At 47.2% G+C, this 17,691-nt stretch carries 13 protein-coding genes; 2 read left to right on the top strand and 11 right to left on the bottom strand.

What is annotated here, in order from left to right; translation table 11 throughout:
* Window positions 1-79: 79 nt before the first annotated feature.
* From NDJ01_RS14645 to NDJ01_RS14635, 3 genes are all read right to left on the bottom strand, one after another.
* On the bottom strand, window positions 80-1,525 hold the full coding sequence (locus tag NDJ01_RS14645) for a hypothetical protein (RefSeq protein WP_083612663.1): 1,446 nt from the start codon (window positions 1,523-1,525) through the stop codon (window positions 80-82).
* 235 nt (window positions 1,526-1,760) lie between these two features.
* On the bottom strand, window positions 1,761-2,444 hold the full coding sequence (locus tag NDJ01_RS14640; RefSeq protein WP_054577307.1) for a hypothetical protein: 684 nt from the start codon (window positions 2,442-2,444) through the stop codon (window positions 1,761-1,763).
* A gap of 68 nt (window positions 2,445-2,512) precedes the next feature.
* Window positions 2,513-7,306, bottom strand: a complete 4,794-nt coding sequence (locus NDJ01_RS14635) for a hypothetical protein (protein ID WP_074190807.1) — start codon at window positions 7,304-7,306, stop codon at window positions 2,513-2,515.
* A gap of 468 nt (window positions 7,307-7,774) precedes the next feature.
* Here NDJ01_RS14635 and NDJ01_RS14630 point away from each other — a divergent pair, with 468 nt between their 5' ends.
* A complete protein-coding gene (locus tag NDJ01_RS14630; protein WP_074190808.1) occupies window positions 7,775-8,044 on the top strand; it encodes a hypothetical protein in 270 nt (89 codons plus the stop codon).
* Window positions 8,045-8,112: 68 nt separating this feature from the next.
* Window positions 8,113-9,207, top strand: coding sequence for an RNA-guided endonuclease TnpB family protein (locus NDJ01_RS14625; protein ID WP_074190809.1), 1,095 nt, complete (start codon window positions 8,113-8,115; stop codon window positions 9,205-9,207).
* Between the two features lie 93 nt (window positions 9,208-9,300).
* Here the strand turns inward: NDJ01_RS14625 and NDJ01_RS14620 are convergent, their stop codons facing one another.
* The 8 genes from NDJ01_RS14620 to NDJ01_RS14585 all read right to left on the bottom strand — a co-directional run bounded on the left by NDJ01_RS14620 (window position 9,301) and on the right by NDJ01_RS14585 (window position 17,579).
* Window positions 9,301-9,927, bottom strand: coding sequence for a hypothetical protein (locus NDJ01_RS14620; RefSeq protein WP_074190810.1), 627 nt, complete (start codon window positions 9,925-9,927; stop codon window positions 9,301-9,303).
* Window positions 9,920-10,333 (bottom strand): hypothetical protein, encoded by a 414-nt coding sequence (locus NDJ01_RS14615; RefSeq protein WP_074190811.1) that lies wholly within the window; start codon window positions 10,331-10,333, stop codon window positions 9,920-9,922. Before NDJ01_RS14615 ends, NDJ01_RS14620 begins: the two co-directional genes overlap by 8 nt.
* The gene (locus tag NDJ01_RS14610; protein WP_074190812.1) at window positions 10,330-10,653 is read right to left on the bottom strand and encodes a hypothetical protein; all 324 of its coding nucleotides are present in this window, start codon (window positions 10,651-10,653) and stop codon (window positions 10,330-10,332) included. Before NDJ01_RS14610 ends, NDJ01_RS14615 begins: the two co-directional genes overlap by 4 nt.
* A 400-nt stretch (window positions 10,654-11,053) precedes the next feature.
* Window positions 11,054-13,678, bottom strand: coding sequence for a hypothetical protein (locus NDJ01_RS14605; RefSeq protein WP_258586909.1), 2,625 nt, complete (start codon window positions 13,676-13,678; stop codon window positions 11,054-11,056).
* 94 nt (window positions 13,679-13,772) lie between these two features.
* Window positions 13,773-14,891 carry a hypothetical protein gene (locus tag NDJ01_RS14600; protein WP_258586908.1) on the bottom strand — a complete coding sequence of 373 codons (1,119 nt, stop codon included), beginning with the start codon at window positions 14,889-14,891 and terminating at the stop codon, window positions 13,773-13,775.
* A 71-nt stretch (window positions 14,892-14,962) separates the two neighbouring features.
* Entirely contained in the window at window positions 14,963-16,222 is a 1,260-nt protein-coding gene (locus NDJ01_RS14595; RefSeq protein WP_170890830.1) for a hypothetical protein, read from the bottom strand.
* Window positions 16,222-16,683: a hypothetical protein gene (locus NDJ01_RS14590; RefSeq protein ID WP_033905433.1), complete on the bottom strand. Its 462-nt coding sequence runs from the start codon at window positions 16,681-16,683 to the stop codon at window positions 16,222-16,224. Before NDJ01_RS14590 ends, NDJ01_RS14595 begins: the two co-directional genes overlap by 1 nt.
* 56 nt (window positions 16,684-16,739) lie before the next feature.
* Window positions 16,740-17,579, bottom strand: a complete 840-nt coding sequence (locus NDJ01_RS14585) for a phage tail protein (protein ID WP_258586907.1) — start codon at window positions 17,577-17,579, stop codon at window positions 16,740-16,742.
* Window positions 17,580-17,691 lie beyond the last annotated feature (112 nt).

Raw genomic sequence — 17,691 nt, 5'->3', positions numbered from 1 at the left:
GCAAAAACGCCAGATTTGACAATTAAATCTGGCGTTTTTGTGTGTCTATAAAGGTTGTATAGGGAATATATGCCAAGAACTATTTTATAGCATGCCTCGAAGCGTTTGCAAGTTCGTCCAGTTGCACACTAGACTCGAACATAAAGCCTGTTTGTACCCCCTCGTTTTCCAGCTCTTGATTTACACGCCCAAGAATATCAATAAGCGATGCACCACCGCCGCCAAACATATCCCCGAGCGCTTGGCCTTGGTGAAGCAATTCACTATTGATTGCCTCGGCCATTGCCTTAAATGCCAGTGTCATGCGTTTTGCGTTTCGGTTGTTAGCAGCAATGAATCTCGCCAGCGCTTCGGCCTCGGGATCGTTGTCGCCAAACAAACCGGACTGAGCCAATAGCTCATCGATGTGTTGACCGGAATCTTTGGCCTGTCTTACTAGCTCGGTTGCTTGCACCAGTGAGTCAAGTGCTGACTTAGCGAGGTCAGGTTGTGAGGCGTTAATTTCCACGGCTTCTGCCAGCGTTCCAGACGTGTTTTTATGCACCTCTCCGCTAAGGTGTTGCATCTCAACAAACGCGCTTGCTGCGCCGTTTAGCGCGCTCAAAATGTTGCGAATTTCGGGATCGGCTTCCTCGGCTACCAGCTTCACCAACTTCTCGTTTTTGTACGCCTTGGCAAACACGGCATTTTGCATGCGCTCAATCAGTTGCTTGGTTGGTCGGCCATCTTCAGTAAGTAGTCCGGCGGTTGAGTTATCCCCAATTTCAGTTAAGAAACTGTTTATAAATCCTTGGTTAGACTTGGCCAAAAGGTTGCCTGTTTCGCTCGGTTGGAATAGAGCAATCATGCGGTCATCGATGCGCTCTGCGTCAACCCAAGCTGTCTCGGCTGCGCTCATTTGTTGCAAGTCAGAGAGGTTGGAATCTCGGGCAAACTTAGCACGGTTAACTTGGGTAACACGTTCTCGAACCAACACTGGCTCGCGCATGCTCTCAACTTTCTCCGGTGATAGGTCGAAGCGCTCCGCATTGTCGATTAGGAACTGGCGGTACTTATCAGCCTTACCCTCTCGATACGCCTTGATGATAGCGATGGTTCGACCGTTCCCCGACTCCACCACATTGTCTGCACCGACAATCGGTGCGCCGTGGCTAGATAGTCCAGAATCGGTTAATTGTTGTGGACGCAAATCGTTGGCCATCTTTGAGATCTGCAATTTTGAGGATACGCGAGTACGGTCGCGCGGTTGCAGTTCTTGCGGGAAGTTCGGATTGATTCGACCGTCTAAGTCGTTCGATGGAATAAGGTCGCTGGCTTCCACGACTTTAAAGCCTGTTTCCACTTCGTCGCCTTTTGCTGTCACAACGTAGCTGGTGCGTCCTAGCTTGGGTTTTGGATTGTCTGTTGCGTACAGTTGAACAATCTCGGCTAGGTCATTGATGTTTTTCGCCTCTTTGATTTCGGCGCTAATTGATGTGAGTTGGTTCAATTTGACCGCTCCGGTTGGAGTGGCGAGTTTTCGCATGCGAAAACTTTTGGGACAGGGAAACGGATTAAAGGCTCTTAAGCAATGCGAAAAGCGCCTTGGCGTAGTTTTGACGTTCGCTGGCTGCTAGTGCAAGGTTTAAAGATTGCTTGTAGTAATAGTCTGCTCGGATTTTAGTGAAAACATTCATTGTTTTTTCTCAAGTTCTCTGAAAAGTTTTCGCATGCGAAAACTATATCGAACGAGATTCTTTAAAGTTCTCGCATGCGAAAACTTAAGCGGCCAGTTTGTCAGGATTGTGCTCGAACCATTCAATCGCTTTTTGCTTGATGCTATCTAGCTCCAAGCCCTCTGAGTGAACGTCTCGCATTACATCAACAAACAACGATGGCTTGGCTGTATTAAACTCCCCTGCAAGGAATCTCGCAACCAGTTCGCTTTGTTCAACTGGACGTTCGCCATTGTCGCGCTCATTCTGCTCAATGTGCTTAGTGATGGTCTTGATAGCCTTGCTACGGTCAGCGCGCGACCAGCTACCAAAACCACCATTTTTCTTGGCTGAGCCCGCATCGTTTTTCCAGTAGTCCAAACCTCGCGCAATATGCCCTTTGTAGCCAAACTGGAAGTTTTCGCCATCCTTGTACACAACGTAGTTATCGCCCTTTTCAACCATTTGGTAGTTAGGGAAAAACGCCATTTCGTATTCGTACCAGTTAGGCAGAAGTAGCACTTCATTGAGCTTTTCAATCTTATCGGAGCGGCCTAACTTGGAAAATTCTTCTACCGATATTGGCTCATCCGAACTTGATACCGGCTCCTGCTCAACCTTTTGGTTAGCGCCAGTCAGTTTATTAAGAATTTCCACCAGCTCACGGTTCTTTTTGATGCGTTCACCAATCGATAGCTGGCCACTCTTAAGCTCTTTCAATAAACCCGCAGCATCGCGGTTGAGCGTCATTTTTTCTCTTAAGCTTAACACTTGATTGTCTCCGGTTTAGGCCGCCGAAGTGGCGGCCTTGGTTGTGATTAAATTTGCGCTTGGATCATGCTTGTGATGTTGCTTAGAGCGGCATCCATCAACGCTTCGTTCTCTGCTATTTGGTCGTTAGCTTCGAAGTGGGCGTAAGCCTGTTCTAGTGCGGTTTGGAACTCATCAACCAATTCCGGCGTAGGTTCACCAGTAAAATCTCGGATTTCCTTTAGTTTCTCTACATGTTCCATTTCTTCGTTATTGCCCTCTGTTTCAGATTGAGGTGCTTCACTACTTAGATTGAACGCTTTCACTAATAGCGCTTCCATTTCCGCTGTATCGTCAAATTCACCGATCAAGTCGTTGCCTTGGTATAGCGCGAACTTGTACTCGCCATCTTTAGCGAGCGGATAAATGTCAGCGTGGCTTTCATTTAACCATGAACGGGCGATTAGCGGAGCGTACACGTTCGCTGGCACTGAGCCATTTACTGAGTGGATACCTGCCGCAACACTTGGTTGTACCAATGCGCCTTTTTCGTTGTAGTAGGCATCCGCAGATTGCCAGTCCTTAATCGTCTCAAGTTGAGCTTTCGCTTTTTCGCTTAAGTCGGTCACTAGAATGTCGAATAGAACGTCTAGGCTGTAAGTTAGTCCGTCCTCATCTTTCGCATTAATCGACTTCACTCGGCCTGTTGGGAAAGTCACTTCCTGCTTACCAAGTTTTAGCTCTAGGTTGGTAAAGGCTTCTAGCTGCTCAAGTGCTTTCGCTTCTTCTTCATCTAGGCTTTCACGGAATGAGGTAACGTCTAATACGTCATCCTCTGCCTGTTCGCCTTGCTGGTGCATTTCAGTTAGAGACGCGAGCTCTACCACTTTGCGCTCTTTACCAAAATCAAAGTCCACGGTTAGGCGGCCACCAAAGAAATTGCGATCGTGGTAATCGGTCATCGTGTCGCTGTTGTTGTAGTCGTATTGGCCTACATAAGCGTTAACGAACTCGATCAGCTGATCTACTGCTTCGGTATAACGGCTCATACCGTGTGGCGCTGGCGAGTTAGGGTTATCAATCTCGAACTGTAGGTAAGCTGGATTGTAGAGCATGACGTTTCTTGGCAAGTCAGTCAGCGTTAGGTCTAGTGTGCCGTAGCGAGGCTTGCGTACTGAGATTTTAACGTCATTACTGATCTTGCCAGCTGTCTTAAGCTGAGCGATAAAGGCGCGGATTCGCTTAGCGATTTCACCCGTATCTCGAATGCCCTCGCTCTCATAGATTGAGCCAAATGAATATTGAGTTGGGTCTAGTGCGAGAAGTTGTTTTTCTTCCTCGGATGCACCCTTGCTCATTTCATCTGCTGTGTCAGATTCTACGGCGCTCTTAGCACCCAATAGCTCAAGCAGTTTGTTAGCACCGTCAACCGTTAGGTAGCTGCGAGAATTGGTGTTAGCGATAAAGCGTAGCTCTTTACCCTTGTTCGACTTCGCAGAGAAGAAACTGTAGCCAAATGTATTTTCCATTTGGTTCTCTTGTTCTTCGGTTAGCGCAATATCGTTAATCTTGCCGTCAGCGTCCACCTTAGCCAGTAGCTTGTCGGCGTTCTCGCGTAGTGTTGGGCGCGAGTGAAGCGAACCCGAGCCGTTAATGGCTAACGTTGAATACAATGATTCAAAGCCGTTGATTGTGGTGAACATGGCCGGACTGACAGGCTCTAGTGGTGCGCTGTATTCCGTCTCTGCAATTTGCTCAAGCGTTTTGCCGTCCTTAAGCATGTTAAAGATTGCAATAGTGCTTTCTTTCACTGCTTGGTCGTTTAGTTGAGTCGCTTTTTGCTGCGCTGCTGCACCCTCTAGGCCAGTTTCTAGCACCTTGCCTGTGTACGTATCGATAACGCTAAAATCAGATTGGCCAATAGTGCCAACTGGTGCGTAGCGTTTCTCGCGTGTCGCCTTGAATTGACCTTTATGGTTCAAGTCAGGCAACGCAGCAAGGCTAGGGAAGCCACGGCTTTCGTATTCCGCTTCGATAGCTTTTGTGTACCACAATGGCATGACCGAGTTATGGATAGCGCGCGCCATCTGTTCATTGTCGATCTGCTCATCGTTATCCAAGTATCTAAAACCATGAATTGCCAGGATGTCTTGGTTGGTAACACTTGCCATTGCATAGTGCTGAGCAAAGAGCTCATCTGAACTTAGTTCGGATAGGTCAGGGTAGATACCGTCATCAATCGCCTTAATGAAGCGCTCAACTTTTTGGTAGTCCTCGCCTTGGTCTGCCATTGCTGGAATGACGGTTTCACCTTTTGCCTTGGTGTAAGCTACGTCTCCCTCATGGTAAACCGTAGTCGCGCTAAACGCTTTTTCTACGTCATCCAGTGCTAACGCTTCGCCGTTCTCAAACTTCTCGTATAGGTCGCCACGTAGCGCGCGTAGGTCGAACATTTTCGCCGTTGCACTAAAGAATCCGTCACGGTAGTTCAAGATAGCTTGCAGTAGGTCAGCGCGTTTCGCACGGCGGTTAAATGGAATGCGATGAGCCGTTAGGAAATCAGTGATCTCTTTGCGGTTCTTAAATTGCGCTTCCAGTGACGCTAGGGTTTCACCTTGTAGTGATTCCACTAGGTGCGCTTGTTCTGAAATACGCTTAGCTTGGTCATCCACTTTCTCGCCACGTTTTAGTGTTTTACCAGTACCTAGCGTTAGGTCAGCTAACATAACAAGACGTTTGCGATCGCTTGGGTTTACTGACTGCATATCCTTAAGTTGGGATAGAGCTGCTTCTTGGAAGCGCATGCGGCCTTGCGTGTGTTCTGCTTGGCGCTGTAATTCAGCATCGCTTTGAACCAGCATTAGGTCTTCGGCAATCTCTTGAATCATGTCCGGCGTCACAAGGTCAATCGATGCGCTCCATAGCTTGTACGCGTTTGGATTTTCCTTGCGGTTCTTCATTTCTGGTTGCTGGCGTAGCTGCTTAGCGAACGCTGCTTTGAAGCCCACTTGTTTTAGGGTATCGAGCGTAGACTGAGGAATTTCATCAACGCCTTTGTCCTCAACCCATTGGTCTAGCGCTTCGGTTGCGATGCGCTCCGCTTCTTCTAGGTCGCCCTCAACCATGCCAAATAGCGGCTCTAGGTCAAAGTTGCTTACTAGTTCTGGTGGCAGTTTTTGGTCATAAGCGATCGCACCGTGGCGAATGCCATTACCAGCGTCAGCGAATTGCTCTTTAGCCGATTCTGGATCGAGGTACTTAGCCACTTGATGTTGTGGCGGCGTTGTACCCAAGCCATAAGGGCGTAGACGTAGGCCATACCAGAATAGGTTATCCGTGGTTTCGTCTTTGTCTTGGTCGTTCGCGTTTGGCTCGTCGTTCTCAATTGGTTGTGGTTCTTCGTTGCTGTCATCGGTATCTTGAAGCAACTTAGATTCGCGATCGTAGTCAGCCAGAATAAGTGATTTAACAGCTTCCCAACCTTGTAGATCGTCGCCACCAGCAAGCGGTGAACCCTCGCCGTAAGTGACAGCCAAGGTTTGGTTATCGCGCGCGTGGATCATGTACTGGCCAAAGCTATCATCGTCGTTCGTGTCAGGCGATTCGAAGTAGACAAACGGCTCGCTATCTTCGCCTTTATCCATCTTCCAGCCCTTAGCAATGGTCTTGCGACCAATAAGAGCCAATAGCCATTCTTTGCGCTCGATATTTGCTTTTCGTTCCCGTTCTTCGTCTGACAACTGAGGAAAATCGTTTTCAATTGAATCACGGATGTATTCTTTAGCCTCGGCAAGCTCTGATACCGTCATAGCACCTTTATCGAGGTCATAAATCACATCATTGATGTACGACTCTGAATAAGTGCTAGGAACGTTTTGATTTGCTGCACCTGCAAACTCTAATGAGTCTTTAAACTCTTGGCTTAGCTGCTTAACAAAGGCATCAAGATCGCCATTGAAAGCACGGCTAATGATGAAGTCGCGCTTCTCTTGCTTAGTCCATGAAGCGTCCCATTGCTCGATCACTTGAGACGAACTGCCACCAGCGTTTACATTTTTCGTTGCTGTATTTGCTGCTGGCTTGATAGCAGCAAGCTGTTTGCGTAGTTCTTCTTGGATTTCGTTCTGCGTAGCGATCTGAGTTTCCAAGCGCTTCTCTTTCTTGGCCAGCTCATCGAGCTTTTGTTCCAATTCGGTAGCTTCTTCGCCTAGTTGCGCAGCTTGTTCATCAAGTTCTTGTGCCTTTTGTTGCGCTTCTTCCAATGCTTTCTTGTCAGCGTCTTTCTTGGCCTTAGCAGCGACAAATTTCTCACTGTTGTTTTCAAGCAACTGCGCTAGCTTGTTGGTCACTTCCTTAAGAGACAAATCCATGTTGCCTTTTGGCGCGACTACGTGAGTAATATCGCGCGAGTTCATTAGGAAGCGGAACGCGATTAGCGTGTCATCTGGATTGATTTTTAGCGGATCGTTATCCGGCGCATGGAACGCAATAGAAATGCTCTGGCCATCCGAGAATGGGATTTTCACCATTTGAACAGCGACCGCACCAGATTTGCGCGGTTTACCCACTTCTACAGCTTCTACCGATAGCGTAGGCGTTTTACGTTCCAAGTGCTTACCAAATTGCTGAGCACGAAACTCAAGCTTTGACGCTTTTGATTTGAACGCCTCTAGCATCATTTGAGGCACTGGTTTGCACTGGTATAGGTAAGTGTTTTCCAAATCCTCAAGCGATAGTGCTTCTAGGATTTGGTCGGCGTTTTCACCTTGCAGTACCGCTTCGATTTGCTCCGGTGTTAGCGTTTTAGCTAGATGGTCGATGCGATCCACAATCTTGATTTGATTTTGACTGGTAAACATCATCTAAATGTTTCAGCGTGGATACCCCTCCCGAAAGAGGGAGGGGAGGAACGCTGCCCTTTGTAGTTAATTCTATTGTGGTGATTAGGGGAATTATGAGGAAAGAGTTTATTGATTCTATTCCGAACGCAACATTAAAACCAACGTTTTTAATGCTTGCCAGATTGCATATAAAAAATTATATTTAAAAAAACGACTTGCAAAACCTATTTTTTCGGAGTTAATCTATTTGGGCACTGGCAAAATCCAGTGTCGAGATTGACCTCTCGAAACTTACTAGGCGCAAGTCGCCAGCATCCTGCTGGTTTTTTATTGTGTAAAATCTGCACATCCTAATTATGGTGGGCTGGTTTGGGAGCACTTCGGTGCGCCGTTTCCTAGTAGGCGGTAAGGTCAATCTCGAATCAGCTCACCACCACTGATTGACCTCGGTTTTGGTGAGTTAAACATCAACTTACTAGGACAAAAATCATGATTGGTACTTCTACAATCAACATGTGCGCCGCACTTCAAGCTGCGCAAGACTACCTCTCCCAAGATCTAAACGCGCCTGTAGAGCTTCTTTGTCAGATCTACAACGCCTTACAACCTGTCGATTGGAACGACTCGCCAGAACAGCATTTTCAAGATTGGCTGCTTTGTGGCGGAGCGCTTACTGATAACCCTACCCAAGATTACCAAACCTTATTTGTTAAGGGTTTTGAGTGCGCCCTAGAAAAAATGGACTTCCAGACAAGTTAAATCGGGAGAGAAAGCCCCGTTTATTGCGGGGCTAACTCAATGAGTTAAGTCAAAAGCGTTTGTAAGACATGAAAGAGATCGCAATCAAACAACGGTTTTATCCAACTGATGAGCAAGCTGAACTTCTAGCAAGAACGTTCGGTTGTGTGCGAACTGTTTACAATAGAATCCTACGTTGGAGAACTGACGCTTACCGTAATGACAAAATTAAGGTGAACTACAACGCAGCATCAAGCCGATTAACCGAGCTTAAGAAAGATCCGGAGTTAAGCTGGCTTAATGATGTTTCTTGTGTGCCTTTGCAACAATCACTACGTCATCAGCAAGCTGCTTTTAAGAATTTCTTTGAGGGTCGAGCAAAATACCCTGTCGAAAAAAAGAAACGTCACAAACAGTCTGCTGAGTTCACTAAATCTGCATTTAAGTTCCGCGATGGACAGCTATTTATTGCCAAGTCCAAGCAGCCGCTTAATATCCGTTGGAGTCGTGAACTACCTAGCGAACCAACCACAGTCACAATCTCAAAAGACACCGCAGGCCGATACTTTGTGTCTATGCTATGCCGTTTTGAGCCTAAACCAATGCCTGTAACCGCTAAAACGGTCGGTATTGATTTGGGTTTAAATAACCTGTTCATCACAGATAGCGGTGAGAAAGTCGATAATCCTCGCCACACAAAGCGCTACGAAAACAAACTGGCATACCTACAGCGTAAACTCGCCAAGAAAAAGAAAGGCAGTAAGAACCGCGACAAGGTGCGCCAGAAAGTAGCCCGTCTACACGCAAAAATTGCTGATAGTCGATTAGACAACTTACACAAGTTGTCTCGTAAACTGATAAACGAAAACCAAGTTGTTTGTGTTGAATCGCTACAAGTGAAGAACATGCTCCGCAATCCAAAACTAGCAAAACACATCGCTGATGCGAGTTGGGGCGAGTTCGTTCGCCAACTCAAATACAAAGCAGAATGGGCTGGACGAACTATCGTTGAGATAGATCGCTTCTTCCCTAGTTCAAAGCGTTGTAGCTGTTGTGGGTTCGTACACGAATCAATGCCGCTTAATATCCGAAACTGGACTTGTCCAGAATGCAATACGCACCATGATCGTGATATTAACGCAGCGAAGAATGTAAAAACCGCTGGACTGGCGGGGTTAGCTTAGGGAGCGACTGGATCGGGGATAGCCTCAAAAGAGGCTATCTAGTGAAAGCGTGTTGAACTAAGAATCCCCTAGCGAATTAGCTAGGGGAGTATGTCAAGACTTTGCCGCCTCTAATTGCGCTTCAAGTTCCTTGGTTTCTTGCTTCTCTTGCTCTAATGCAGCTTCAAGATCGGCTACACGGCGTTGGTCTTCTTCCAACTTCGTGCGAACACTGTCCCGAGCGGCTAGGGCGTTGGTGTAATTGGATTGTGCAACCTGCTCGGCTGCCTTGGCTTCTTCCAATCGCTTAGCAATAGAACGTGTGGCTGGTTGAATGTCTGAGGTGTCTTTAACGGCCTGTGCCGCTTTGCGAGCCACTTGCTTGTCAAACTTGCTTTGGTTGCGCTCCATTAGGCGAACCATTTCACGCGCAAGCTCGCGCTCGTTCTTCACGCTTGGGATAGGCTGTTTCGTGTTGTTCAGTGTCATTTGGAAAATGTCACCCTCATCACCCACAAACAGCGTCATGGACTGGCCATTATCAAAGAACAGTTTGGCGCGTTTTACTGTCTCGCCGTCTCGTCTCGTTTTCTTGTTCGAGGCTTCTACGTCTGTAACAGTCGCACCCGCTTGTTTTAACGCAGTGATCAGACTCTTAAGGCCGCGTTCGGTCACGTTGTCAAAATCGACCACCACATAGTTGTGCGACTGGTCTAGTGCAAACTTGCTGTTGTTACGCAATTTCAAATTCCTCTGAATATGTCGTACAGGTAGGGAAGATTTTGTATAGCGGATTGATTAGGGAACAGGAGCGCTCAATCTTCACGTCCAGAATCCACTCGCCGTGTAGCTTTTCCCCTGCTTCACGTTCAAGCAATTTGCGGTCGAACGTTAGGTATTCGCTGTTATTTCCGGCGTGTGAAAAGTCGAGCTTACGTGTGCGAGTAATGACGGCTTTTGGTCGTTTCTTACTGCGCAACGAATAGGTTAAAGTCCCACTCGTTATGGCTCGCTGAGATTGATAACCAAGAACGAATCGAATCACATCGGGATCGTCCATCTGGTTTGCATGCAGTATTCTTACTGCGTTTCGTTTAAGCAAAAATCGGTCAGCAATGGCTAGGCCAATCACTGCAAATGCCATCATTTGCTTTGCCCTCCGGTATTAAAAAATCTCGCTAACGTTTGGCTAGTCAGCTTGCGGATAAAGTTGATCGAGTCTGCTCCGTTGTTCGACGCAATGAGGACAAGCGCGCTGGTGTAACCAGCCTCCACCCCCTCGCTTTCACACAAGTAAGCGACTATCAAACCGACCACCAACGCCAGCGTTAGCTCGGTTAAAAAATCAAGGAATCCACCAGCCAAACGTTGCTCGCGTATGCCTTGGAGATATGACCCAACACCACTGAGGACAGATAGAGCCAGTACGCTAATCGCAAAGCTCTCACCAACAACTGACACTGGCATTAAATCCCCCTTTTATATGTTACCTAGCGAGTGTATTCGGAATTATGTCTTTTGCTCAATAGACGGGCGTTACTTACTTTTGAATAGGTATTAAATAGGGCTGGTTTGCGGAAAAAAATTTATATTTCAAGAGCCTATATAAAAAAGAAGCCTCTCACCCAAAAGGTAGGCGAGAGGCAAGTCCAAGCGTTTTGTTGCGCGGCAACGCAAACAAAACTTACAACGAGGATAGTCGAGTCGAATCGATGTTTGACAAGGCAGATTATATAAATATTGGCTTTCGCATCAATATGCGCCCATGTTTTCGCATGCGAAAACTTTAGGGAATGACATGTTTTAAAGTTCTCGCATGCGAAAACTTTGCAAAAAAGGGACAGCATCGTGTCCCTTAGATTGATGGTTATGGCTTGATGTAGCGGATCGAGAAATGCGAACCCTTAACCGCCGTTGACGCGCCCCTGTCTAGGAACTGAATTAAATCGCCGCGATTTAGCTTCCCAACCCATCGACAAGTGATCGTGGATGCACAATAGTCGTTAGACAAGCTCTCTGACTCTGAAATGATAACGCCGTTCTTAGTAATGGCTGAGTAAACAATCGAGTCATTCACGGCATTTCGTCGTCGTATCGGAGTCCATTGAATGTCGTAATAACCTGCAACACGAATATCAAACCCTGACACCGGAGTATTGTATGCAACCAAATCAAACGGATCGAGATAATGGCCTATCCAATCCTTGTATTCCCATGTGGTTGAGCCAATTGTGATATTTCCCGCCCTTAACTGTCCTCCGCTACCAATAGCAGACTCACCGCTACGGTTCAAAGAAGCAACTTTAGAGTCTACGTAATCCTTGCGCGCTAATGAGTGACCCGCCGAGCTTTGAGGCGCACCCGCATATACGTTGCCACTATATACCTCGACATACTTGCTTCTACGGTTAGTGTATAATCTAATCCGACCATCAGAGTTAGTAAGAATCTGAATACCAGCACGAATGTTAGTTCCATCGTAGTAAGAGGCAAAAGCCCAATGAGCACCTACACTGTCTGGCACATTAACACTGTAAGCAGCATAACCGTTACCACCCCAAGTACCATCATAGAAGTTAGGAGCTACACGAGCTGCCTTTGCTTTGGAATGCCAAGAACCAGAAGTAAACTGTCCATCAGTACGAACCAATGAGCTACCGAAAAAGACACCAGCACCAAATGCTCCTAAGTCATTGATGCGAAGCCAAGAACCATCTGTAGCTCTAACCCCTGTCTTACCACCAAAATCCAAGGTTTGGTTCAAATTTATATTTAGACCCGAAGAAGCTACGATGGGATTGTAGAAATAGAAACCACTCGTTGCCTCCGTTTGGATGTGGCACCAAGAAGAATTACGAGAACCAATCCAAGTTTTCTTTGTAGAGTAATCAAGTTCTAAACCCTTTCCATCAACAGAGTTGATTGCCCCTAAGTCTTTATTGTAAGACGTATAGCTAGTGACCATTCGCCCTTTAACAATACCCGATGGCTCAGTCGCACCTTTGTTGCTAACGTAAGGCGTAATTGTGTGACTACACATGTATCGAATTAGGATGTTCGTACTGTAGGCACTACGTGTTTTCACATAGATTGCGTAATTGTCACCACTAGTATTCACCCAGCCAAACTCACTAAATGGTAAGCCGCTAGGATGGTCTGTAATAACCTGACCATTTAGACCTTTAGGGTTTCCGTTACTGGCTCGCAGAATCATTTGGTGTCGTGACGACTGATAGTGCAAGTCAGTGTTAAAGCCAGCACCACCAAAGAACTCAATAACCGCAGTAGAGCTTGATTGAGGCATCGTTACATTGGCAACCAAGCACCAAGAGTTGTCACTACCTAAAGAGGTGCGCACAACCTCAGTACGGTTAAACGCCTCTGTAACGACTTTATTCCCTTGCACTTCGATAGGGACACTGGAACTAAGCTTTGATCGAGTCAGGTCTAACTTGGCGTCCCCTCCATTATGAGCACCACCCACCGCGATTTGAACGTAAGCATCCGACGAATTAGAACCGTTCGTTAAGTAAACCGCCCGACGATTACCAATCAACCCGTACCCGTCCAGCTTAACTTGCTCGCTCGATGGAACGTTATTACCAGCGCGAGTGCCTTGCACTTCAACACTACGATTCGAAGATACCGACTCTGTAGCGTTTAGGGAGCCGTATAGTGTTGATTCACCACCTTTGCGGATCTTTAATCGACTGGAAACGTCACTCTCTACAACCTCAAAGGTGCCATCGGTTTTCGTTTCAACATGAAAGCGCTTACCTGCATGACCTATGTGCAATTGAGAAACATTGGAACTGCCCTCATCAATGAGTAGGCCACCAGTCAGTGTGCCACCAGACTGTTTTAGGTAGCGACCATCGGCTTGCGCTTGAGTCATCTTTGAAGCTGCAAGGTCATACGCTTTCTTAACGGCACCTGCCGCCGCAAATTTCACATCGCTAGCATCATTAACCGCTGCTGTGAATGCGTAGTTCGGCACGTTTGCTAGACCAACTTGAGCTTTCGTAACCTTGTGTGGGTTCGAGTTGTCTGATTTGTGTTGAGCAATGTTGGTTGTAATGGCCGCTACCGCATCTTCTTGATCCATGAGCGCGTCACCAAGCTCTTTGATTGTATCGAGCGCTTCTGCTGGCGCACCACCAATCAAAGTGCTGATACGTTCGTCGGTGTGCTTGTTCGCGTTTGTCTCTGCTTGCTCTGCGCGGTCATAAGCTGCGTTACCGCGATTTAAACCCTCAACGCCTTTGTCGTATGCTTGTTTAACAGCACCAGAGGTCGCAAGTTTGCTGTTGGACGCATCTGTTACCGAGCTGGTGGCCGGATAGTTTGGTACGTTACCTAAGCCTACTTGTGCCTTTGTGACTCCGTGCGGGTTCGTTTTATTGCTAGCGTGTTCATCCACTTTTGTTGTGATTTCTTCACGCAATTTTCGAGCTGGACTACCACCAACTTGAGTCAATTTTTTTAATGCCATTCAGAAATATGCCTTTCTCAATTCAATGACCAGCAACTCCGACAAAGCGCCGGAGCACATCGTTAATGGGGAAGTAGGAAAGGAAAGGTCATGTTTACTTGAAGCCGATAACCGTCACGATGTCGCCAGCTTGTAGCTGTTCACCGAACGTGATTGTGTTGCCAGATAGACTCCATACACCTGCGTTCTGCATTACGCCGCACACGCTTAGAACAAGGATTGCTGAGACTGTACTCGCTGGCAGAGTGACCGTAGTTGATGCAGCTTCGACAGTAATATCCACCGTTCGGATCGCGTCTTTGATGGAAGCGCCTAGACTATCTTTGGTTGCATATTTACCGTCAGATTCCGCTTTGGTGTATGACGCGCCGCTAGCAGCTAGACCGCTACGCGCTTGTGAAATGATTTGCGACTTAGTGGTGTTCTCAAGCTTCGCTGCGTTAACGGCAGTTGCACCAGCATCTAGTGCGCCCACGTCTTCTGCGGTTAGCTCGACGTTTGCGCTTAGCGCGTGACCGTTGATGGTGCGAGTCTTTGGCACTGCATTCACAACGCGAGAGTCGTTACCCTGCATAACAGTGCCAGCGCTAGTGCCGAAGTTTTTGTTAAATGCTGTGTTTTTGCTAAATGCTGGTTCAGCGCCAACGTCTGTAGCCTCAAGCACTACGTTACCGCGCTGACCATTAACCGATGAAACGGCGTCAGTCGGTGTTAATAGTTCTTGCCAGTTCGCTAGTGTGCTCGCTGGTTGGCGCATAAGAACGAACGATTTACGCAGATCTGAGCGGATTGCCATATCGCCCTCTTGCGCTGTAAGAGCAAGCATTTCCGCTTCTGATTTAACAGGGAACGTTTCTTTGATAGCGATAGCTGGTAATTGACCTTGTGGGATTTTGCCTGTGCTATCTAGCGTAGCCACACCCTCTGCAACGCCTTTCTTGTTGTTAGGGATGTAGTCGTGCGTGTGGCTTGCTGGCGCTGCGCCCACATCTGAGTGAGTCAGAGTCACATCGCCCGTTAGCGGTTTGTTATTGATAGTGCGAGAAGTTGGGACAAGATTCGAGCGCGCTTCACTGACAACTTGTGCCTTGGTTTTCCCCTCTAGTTTTGATGAGTCTGTTGCGCGAGCGCCCACTGGTAATGCACCAACGTCTTGCGCTGAAAGATCAGAAACAAGACGGTTGATGCGAGTTAATTTGTTCTGTGTAGCCATAAAAAATCCAATTTCGTTGTTAGTAAAAAGGGCATTTATGGGGAATAGGGCTAGGGGAATTTGAAAACTGATTAGCCGACCAAGGTGATCTCCGTTCCTGCTGCAATTTCGTCAACAAACTGGATAACTCGACTGTCCGGCGAGATGGTGTAAGCAATATCTTTTGATTGCTGCACACCTTGTAGGAACACCAGCTTAATCGCGCGTTCTTCAAAGACTGGTGGAACAGTGAAAGTATTCGACGTACTAGCGAAGTGGCTATGGAATACTTCCATAGGCGCGCCAGCGATACCACTGTTTATGATGGCTTCAAGGTTATCGATATGCTCTTGAAGCTCGGCAATGATAGAGCTTGAGCTTAGTGATGGGACACCTAGAGTAATCACCACTTCATCACCCGTTTCAAGTGGTTCGGCTACTTCAACCTCATTAGTGTCTTTCAAGAATTGCCAAGCACTGTCTTTGGTCTGCACGATACCTTGGATAGACAATGAATCTACTTCCGGCACTTCGTAAGGCAATGCTATTTTTGTTTCGCCACCAGACGCAATGTACGGCCAATGTTCAACCGACTTGTTGTATGCAGCAGCAGCTTTGTCGTGAACCAACTTGATGGCTCTCGCAGTGGCATAAAGCTGATCGTTATCTACGTTTATCTGACTGGTTGCGTCCCAGTTGTTTACCAAGCTAAGGCCAACTTGCGCTTTGGTTACATGGTGCGGGTTTTCACGATCTGCGTAGTGCGCATTGGCTTCGGCGCGCATCGCATATTGCTTATGTGGGTCGGGATGTGAAACGTGGCCTTGTAGGTCATAACCGCCTTGTTCACGATCATCAAAGTTAAGGTGTTCACTTTTGAGTTGGGTAACGCCATCTGGCACGGTAGCGCGACACAATATCAAATGATGATCTTCAACCGCTTCCTGCGGAAGCACCTTAATTTCGGACGCTTCAATGTCTGACGCTAAATCGACTTGTTTTGTCTTTACGCCAAACTTATAGAACGCTTCGAGCACCACATAAGAAGTGGCACCAGCCGGAATCTCCACATCAACATCGTGTTGTTGTCGAACGGTTAACACATAGTCGTCGCGCTCAACTAACGCCACGCCAAATTGTTCACCACTGCTCACACGCAGTTTCATTCCACCAGCCGGAGCACATTCAAAACCACGGAAAATACCAGCGCGAACGATGCCGTAAAACTTACGGTTTAGGCTGTTACTGGCCAGTGGTTCTAGGTACTGTGTATCGGTGATAAGCGGTAGCGCTTGCCAGTCCGTTAGCAGTGGCGGGATGATGATCGTTTCTTCGAAGTTTGGGCGACTCATTAGGCACCTACCTGCGCCAATTGAGCGCTATCCGTGCGAGCCGTGTTAATCACGATTTCTATCGATAGACCACGGTCAGAGTAGATCCAAACTGGTTGAGTGACAGCCACTAGAATCAGACCGCCGCTCGCATCTTTCACGCCGACGCAAGAGAACTGGTATTGTTCATCTTCTGCTAGCGTACCCGCTGGCAAGTTTGCCGTGATTACGATATTGCCGTTCACATAGGCGTAGTTCGCCTTAGAACGGTAAAACACGTTTTCAACGGTTGTCTTATCCAGTGGGATAGGCATGCAGCTAGGCTTGCCCTCAATTTCTTGGATAAGGTCAAAACCCCATTCAAGATCGCCAAATTGGAAATAAGGCTCAGTACCATTGGTAGGCAACGACGACAAGGCGCGTTCGTCGTAATAACGGTTAAGCAGTTCACACTGCGATAGGACTACTTTTTGTGTAAGCACCTTTACGACCTCGTATAAGTCGTGGCGCTTTAATGTGACGGGGAATAGGAATAGGGTTAATAGTACCGTCTATCAATGGAGATCGCATCTAAGGGGATCGCATCCATTCTAGGTGTACCATACATAGGGCTAACAGGGCGTTCTTCCTGTGTCGTCGTTCCAGTTTGAACGAAATCCTGTTTATAGCTCGGTGTTGATTCTATATCGGTCGTGGTCTGTTTTCCAACCGTAACATGGTCAGAATAGTTAGGTATTTCCACCATATCCATGACTTCAAATTCAATAGAATACAATTGGCCATCTAAAACAATTCGTAATGGGATAAGAGGATGCACCACTCGCTTAATCTTCGCTTCGAATGCTCGAATGGCTTCCTCGGTAATGCCGTCCTCACCTGCAATGTCGTTCAAAGGGATGCGAATAGCACCGCGACTGGTCAGAAAAAAGTCGCTCGGGTTTAGTCCGTTTTGCAGCTCTAACTCTGACTCGGGAACTAAGAACGTGCCGTATGGAAATCGCTCTTGGTCTACTGGCGCGTAGATTCGTTCCCACTTAACACGTAACCCTTTAAATTCACGCGCGAGCGTTGAGATAAGTGGATAAATGGTCTTTTTGAAGTGAATTTCATCCTTACGCTGCATCACAACGTGTGGCAAGTCCTCATCGGCCACTTCGCCTAGTGGGAAGATTTTTCGCAGCTCTTTAATGTCTTCTAGCAGTGATTCTTTGTCCATTTCGTACAGTGAAGAACGCGCTTTAAGCTTTTCAATGTATGACTTTACGTGGGTTTCAATTGACTCTGCGATCGCGCTTGCTAAATCTACCCAAGCGGTTTCCTTTTGACGCGCCTTGGTTAGCTGGCCAGATAGCCATTTTCTGAAGTCTCCAAATGCCATGTTTTTCGCCTTATTGGTGTAAAAGTTTTCGCATGCGAAAACTATACGGGATGATGTTTCTTAAAGTTCTCGCATGCGAAAACATCCGTGTCTTTCTTGCTCCGTGCGAAAA

The organism is Vibrio sp. HS-50-1, assembly GCF_024747315.1.
In the GTDB taxonomy this organism is placed as follows: domain Bacteria; phylum Pseudomonadota; class Gammaproteobacteria; order Enterobacterales; family Vibrionaceae; genus Vibrio; species Vibrio diabolicus.
Note: the sequence above shows the minus strand (reverse complement) of the source record. Positions and strands in the feature narration are given on the sequence as shown.

Coding starts and splice junctions, on each gene's coding strand:
- NDJ01_RS14645 (WP_083612663.1), bottom strand. CDS start 1,525: ATGCGAAAACTCGCCACTCCAACCGGAGCGGTCAAATTGAACCAACTC.
- NDJ01_RS14640 (WP_054577307.1), bottom strand. CDS start 2,444: ATGACGCTCAACCGCGATGCTGCGGGTTTATTGAAAGAGCTTAAGAGT.
- NDJ01_RS14635 (WP_074190807.1), bottom strand. CDS start 7,306: ATGATGTTTACCAGTCAAAATCAAATCAAGATTGTGGATCGCATCGAC.
- NDJ01_RS14630 (WP_074190808.1), top strand. CDS start 7,775: ATGATTGGTACTTCTACAATCAACATGTGCGCCGCACTTCAAGCTGCG.
- NDJ01_RS14625 (WP_074190809.1), top strand. CDS start 8,113: ATGAAAGAGATCGCAATCAAACAACGGTTTTATCCAACTGATGAGCAA.
- NDJ01_RS14615 (WP_074190811.1), bottom strand. CDS start 10,333: ATGATGGCATTTGCAGTGATTGGCCTAGCCATTGCTGACCGATTTTTG.
- NDJ01_RS14610 (WP_074190812.1), bottom strand. CDS start 10,653: ATGCCAGTGTCAGTTGTTGGTGAGAGCTTTGCGATTAGCGTACTGGCT.
- NDJ01_RS14605 (WP_258586909.1), bottom strand. CDS start 13,678: ATGGCATTAAAAAAATTGACTCAAGTTGGTGGTAGTCCAGCTCGAAAA.
- NDJ01_RS14600 (WP_258586908.1), bottom strand. CDS start 14,891: ATGGCTACACAGAACAAATTAACTCGCATCAACCGTCTTGTTTCTGAT.
- NDJ01_RS14595 (WP_170890830.1), bottom strand. CDS start 16,222: ATGAGTCGCCCAAACTTCGAAGAAACGATCATCATCCCGCCACTGCTA.
- NDJ01_RS14585 (WP_258586907.1), bottom strand. CDS start 17,579: ATGGCATTTGGAGACTTCAGAAAATGGCTATCTGGCCAGCTAACCAAG.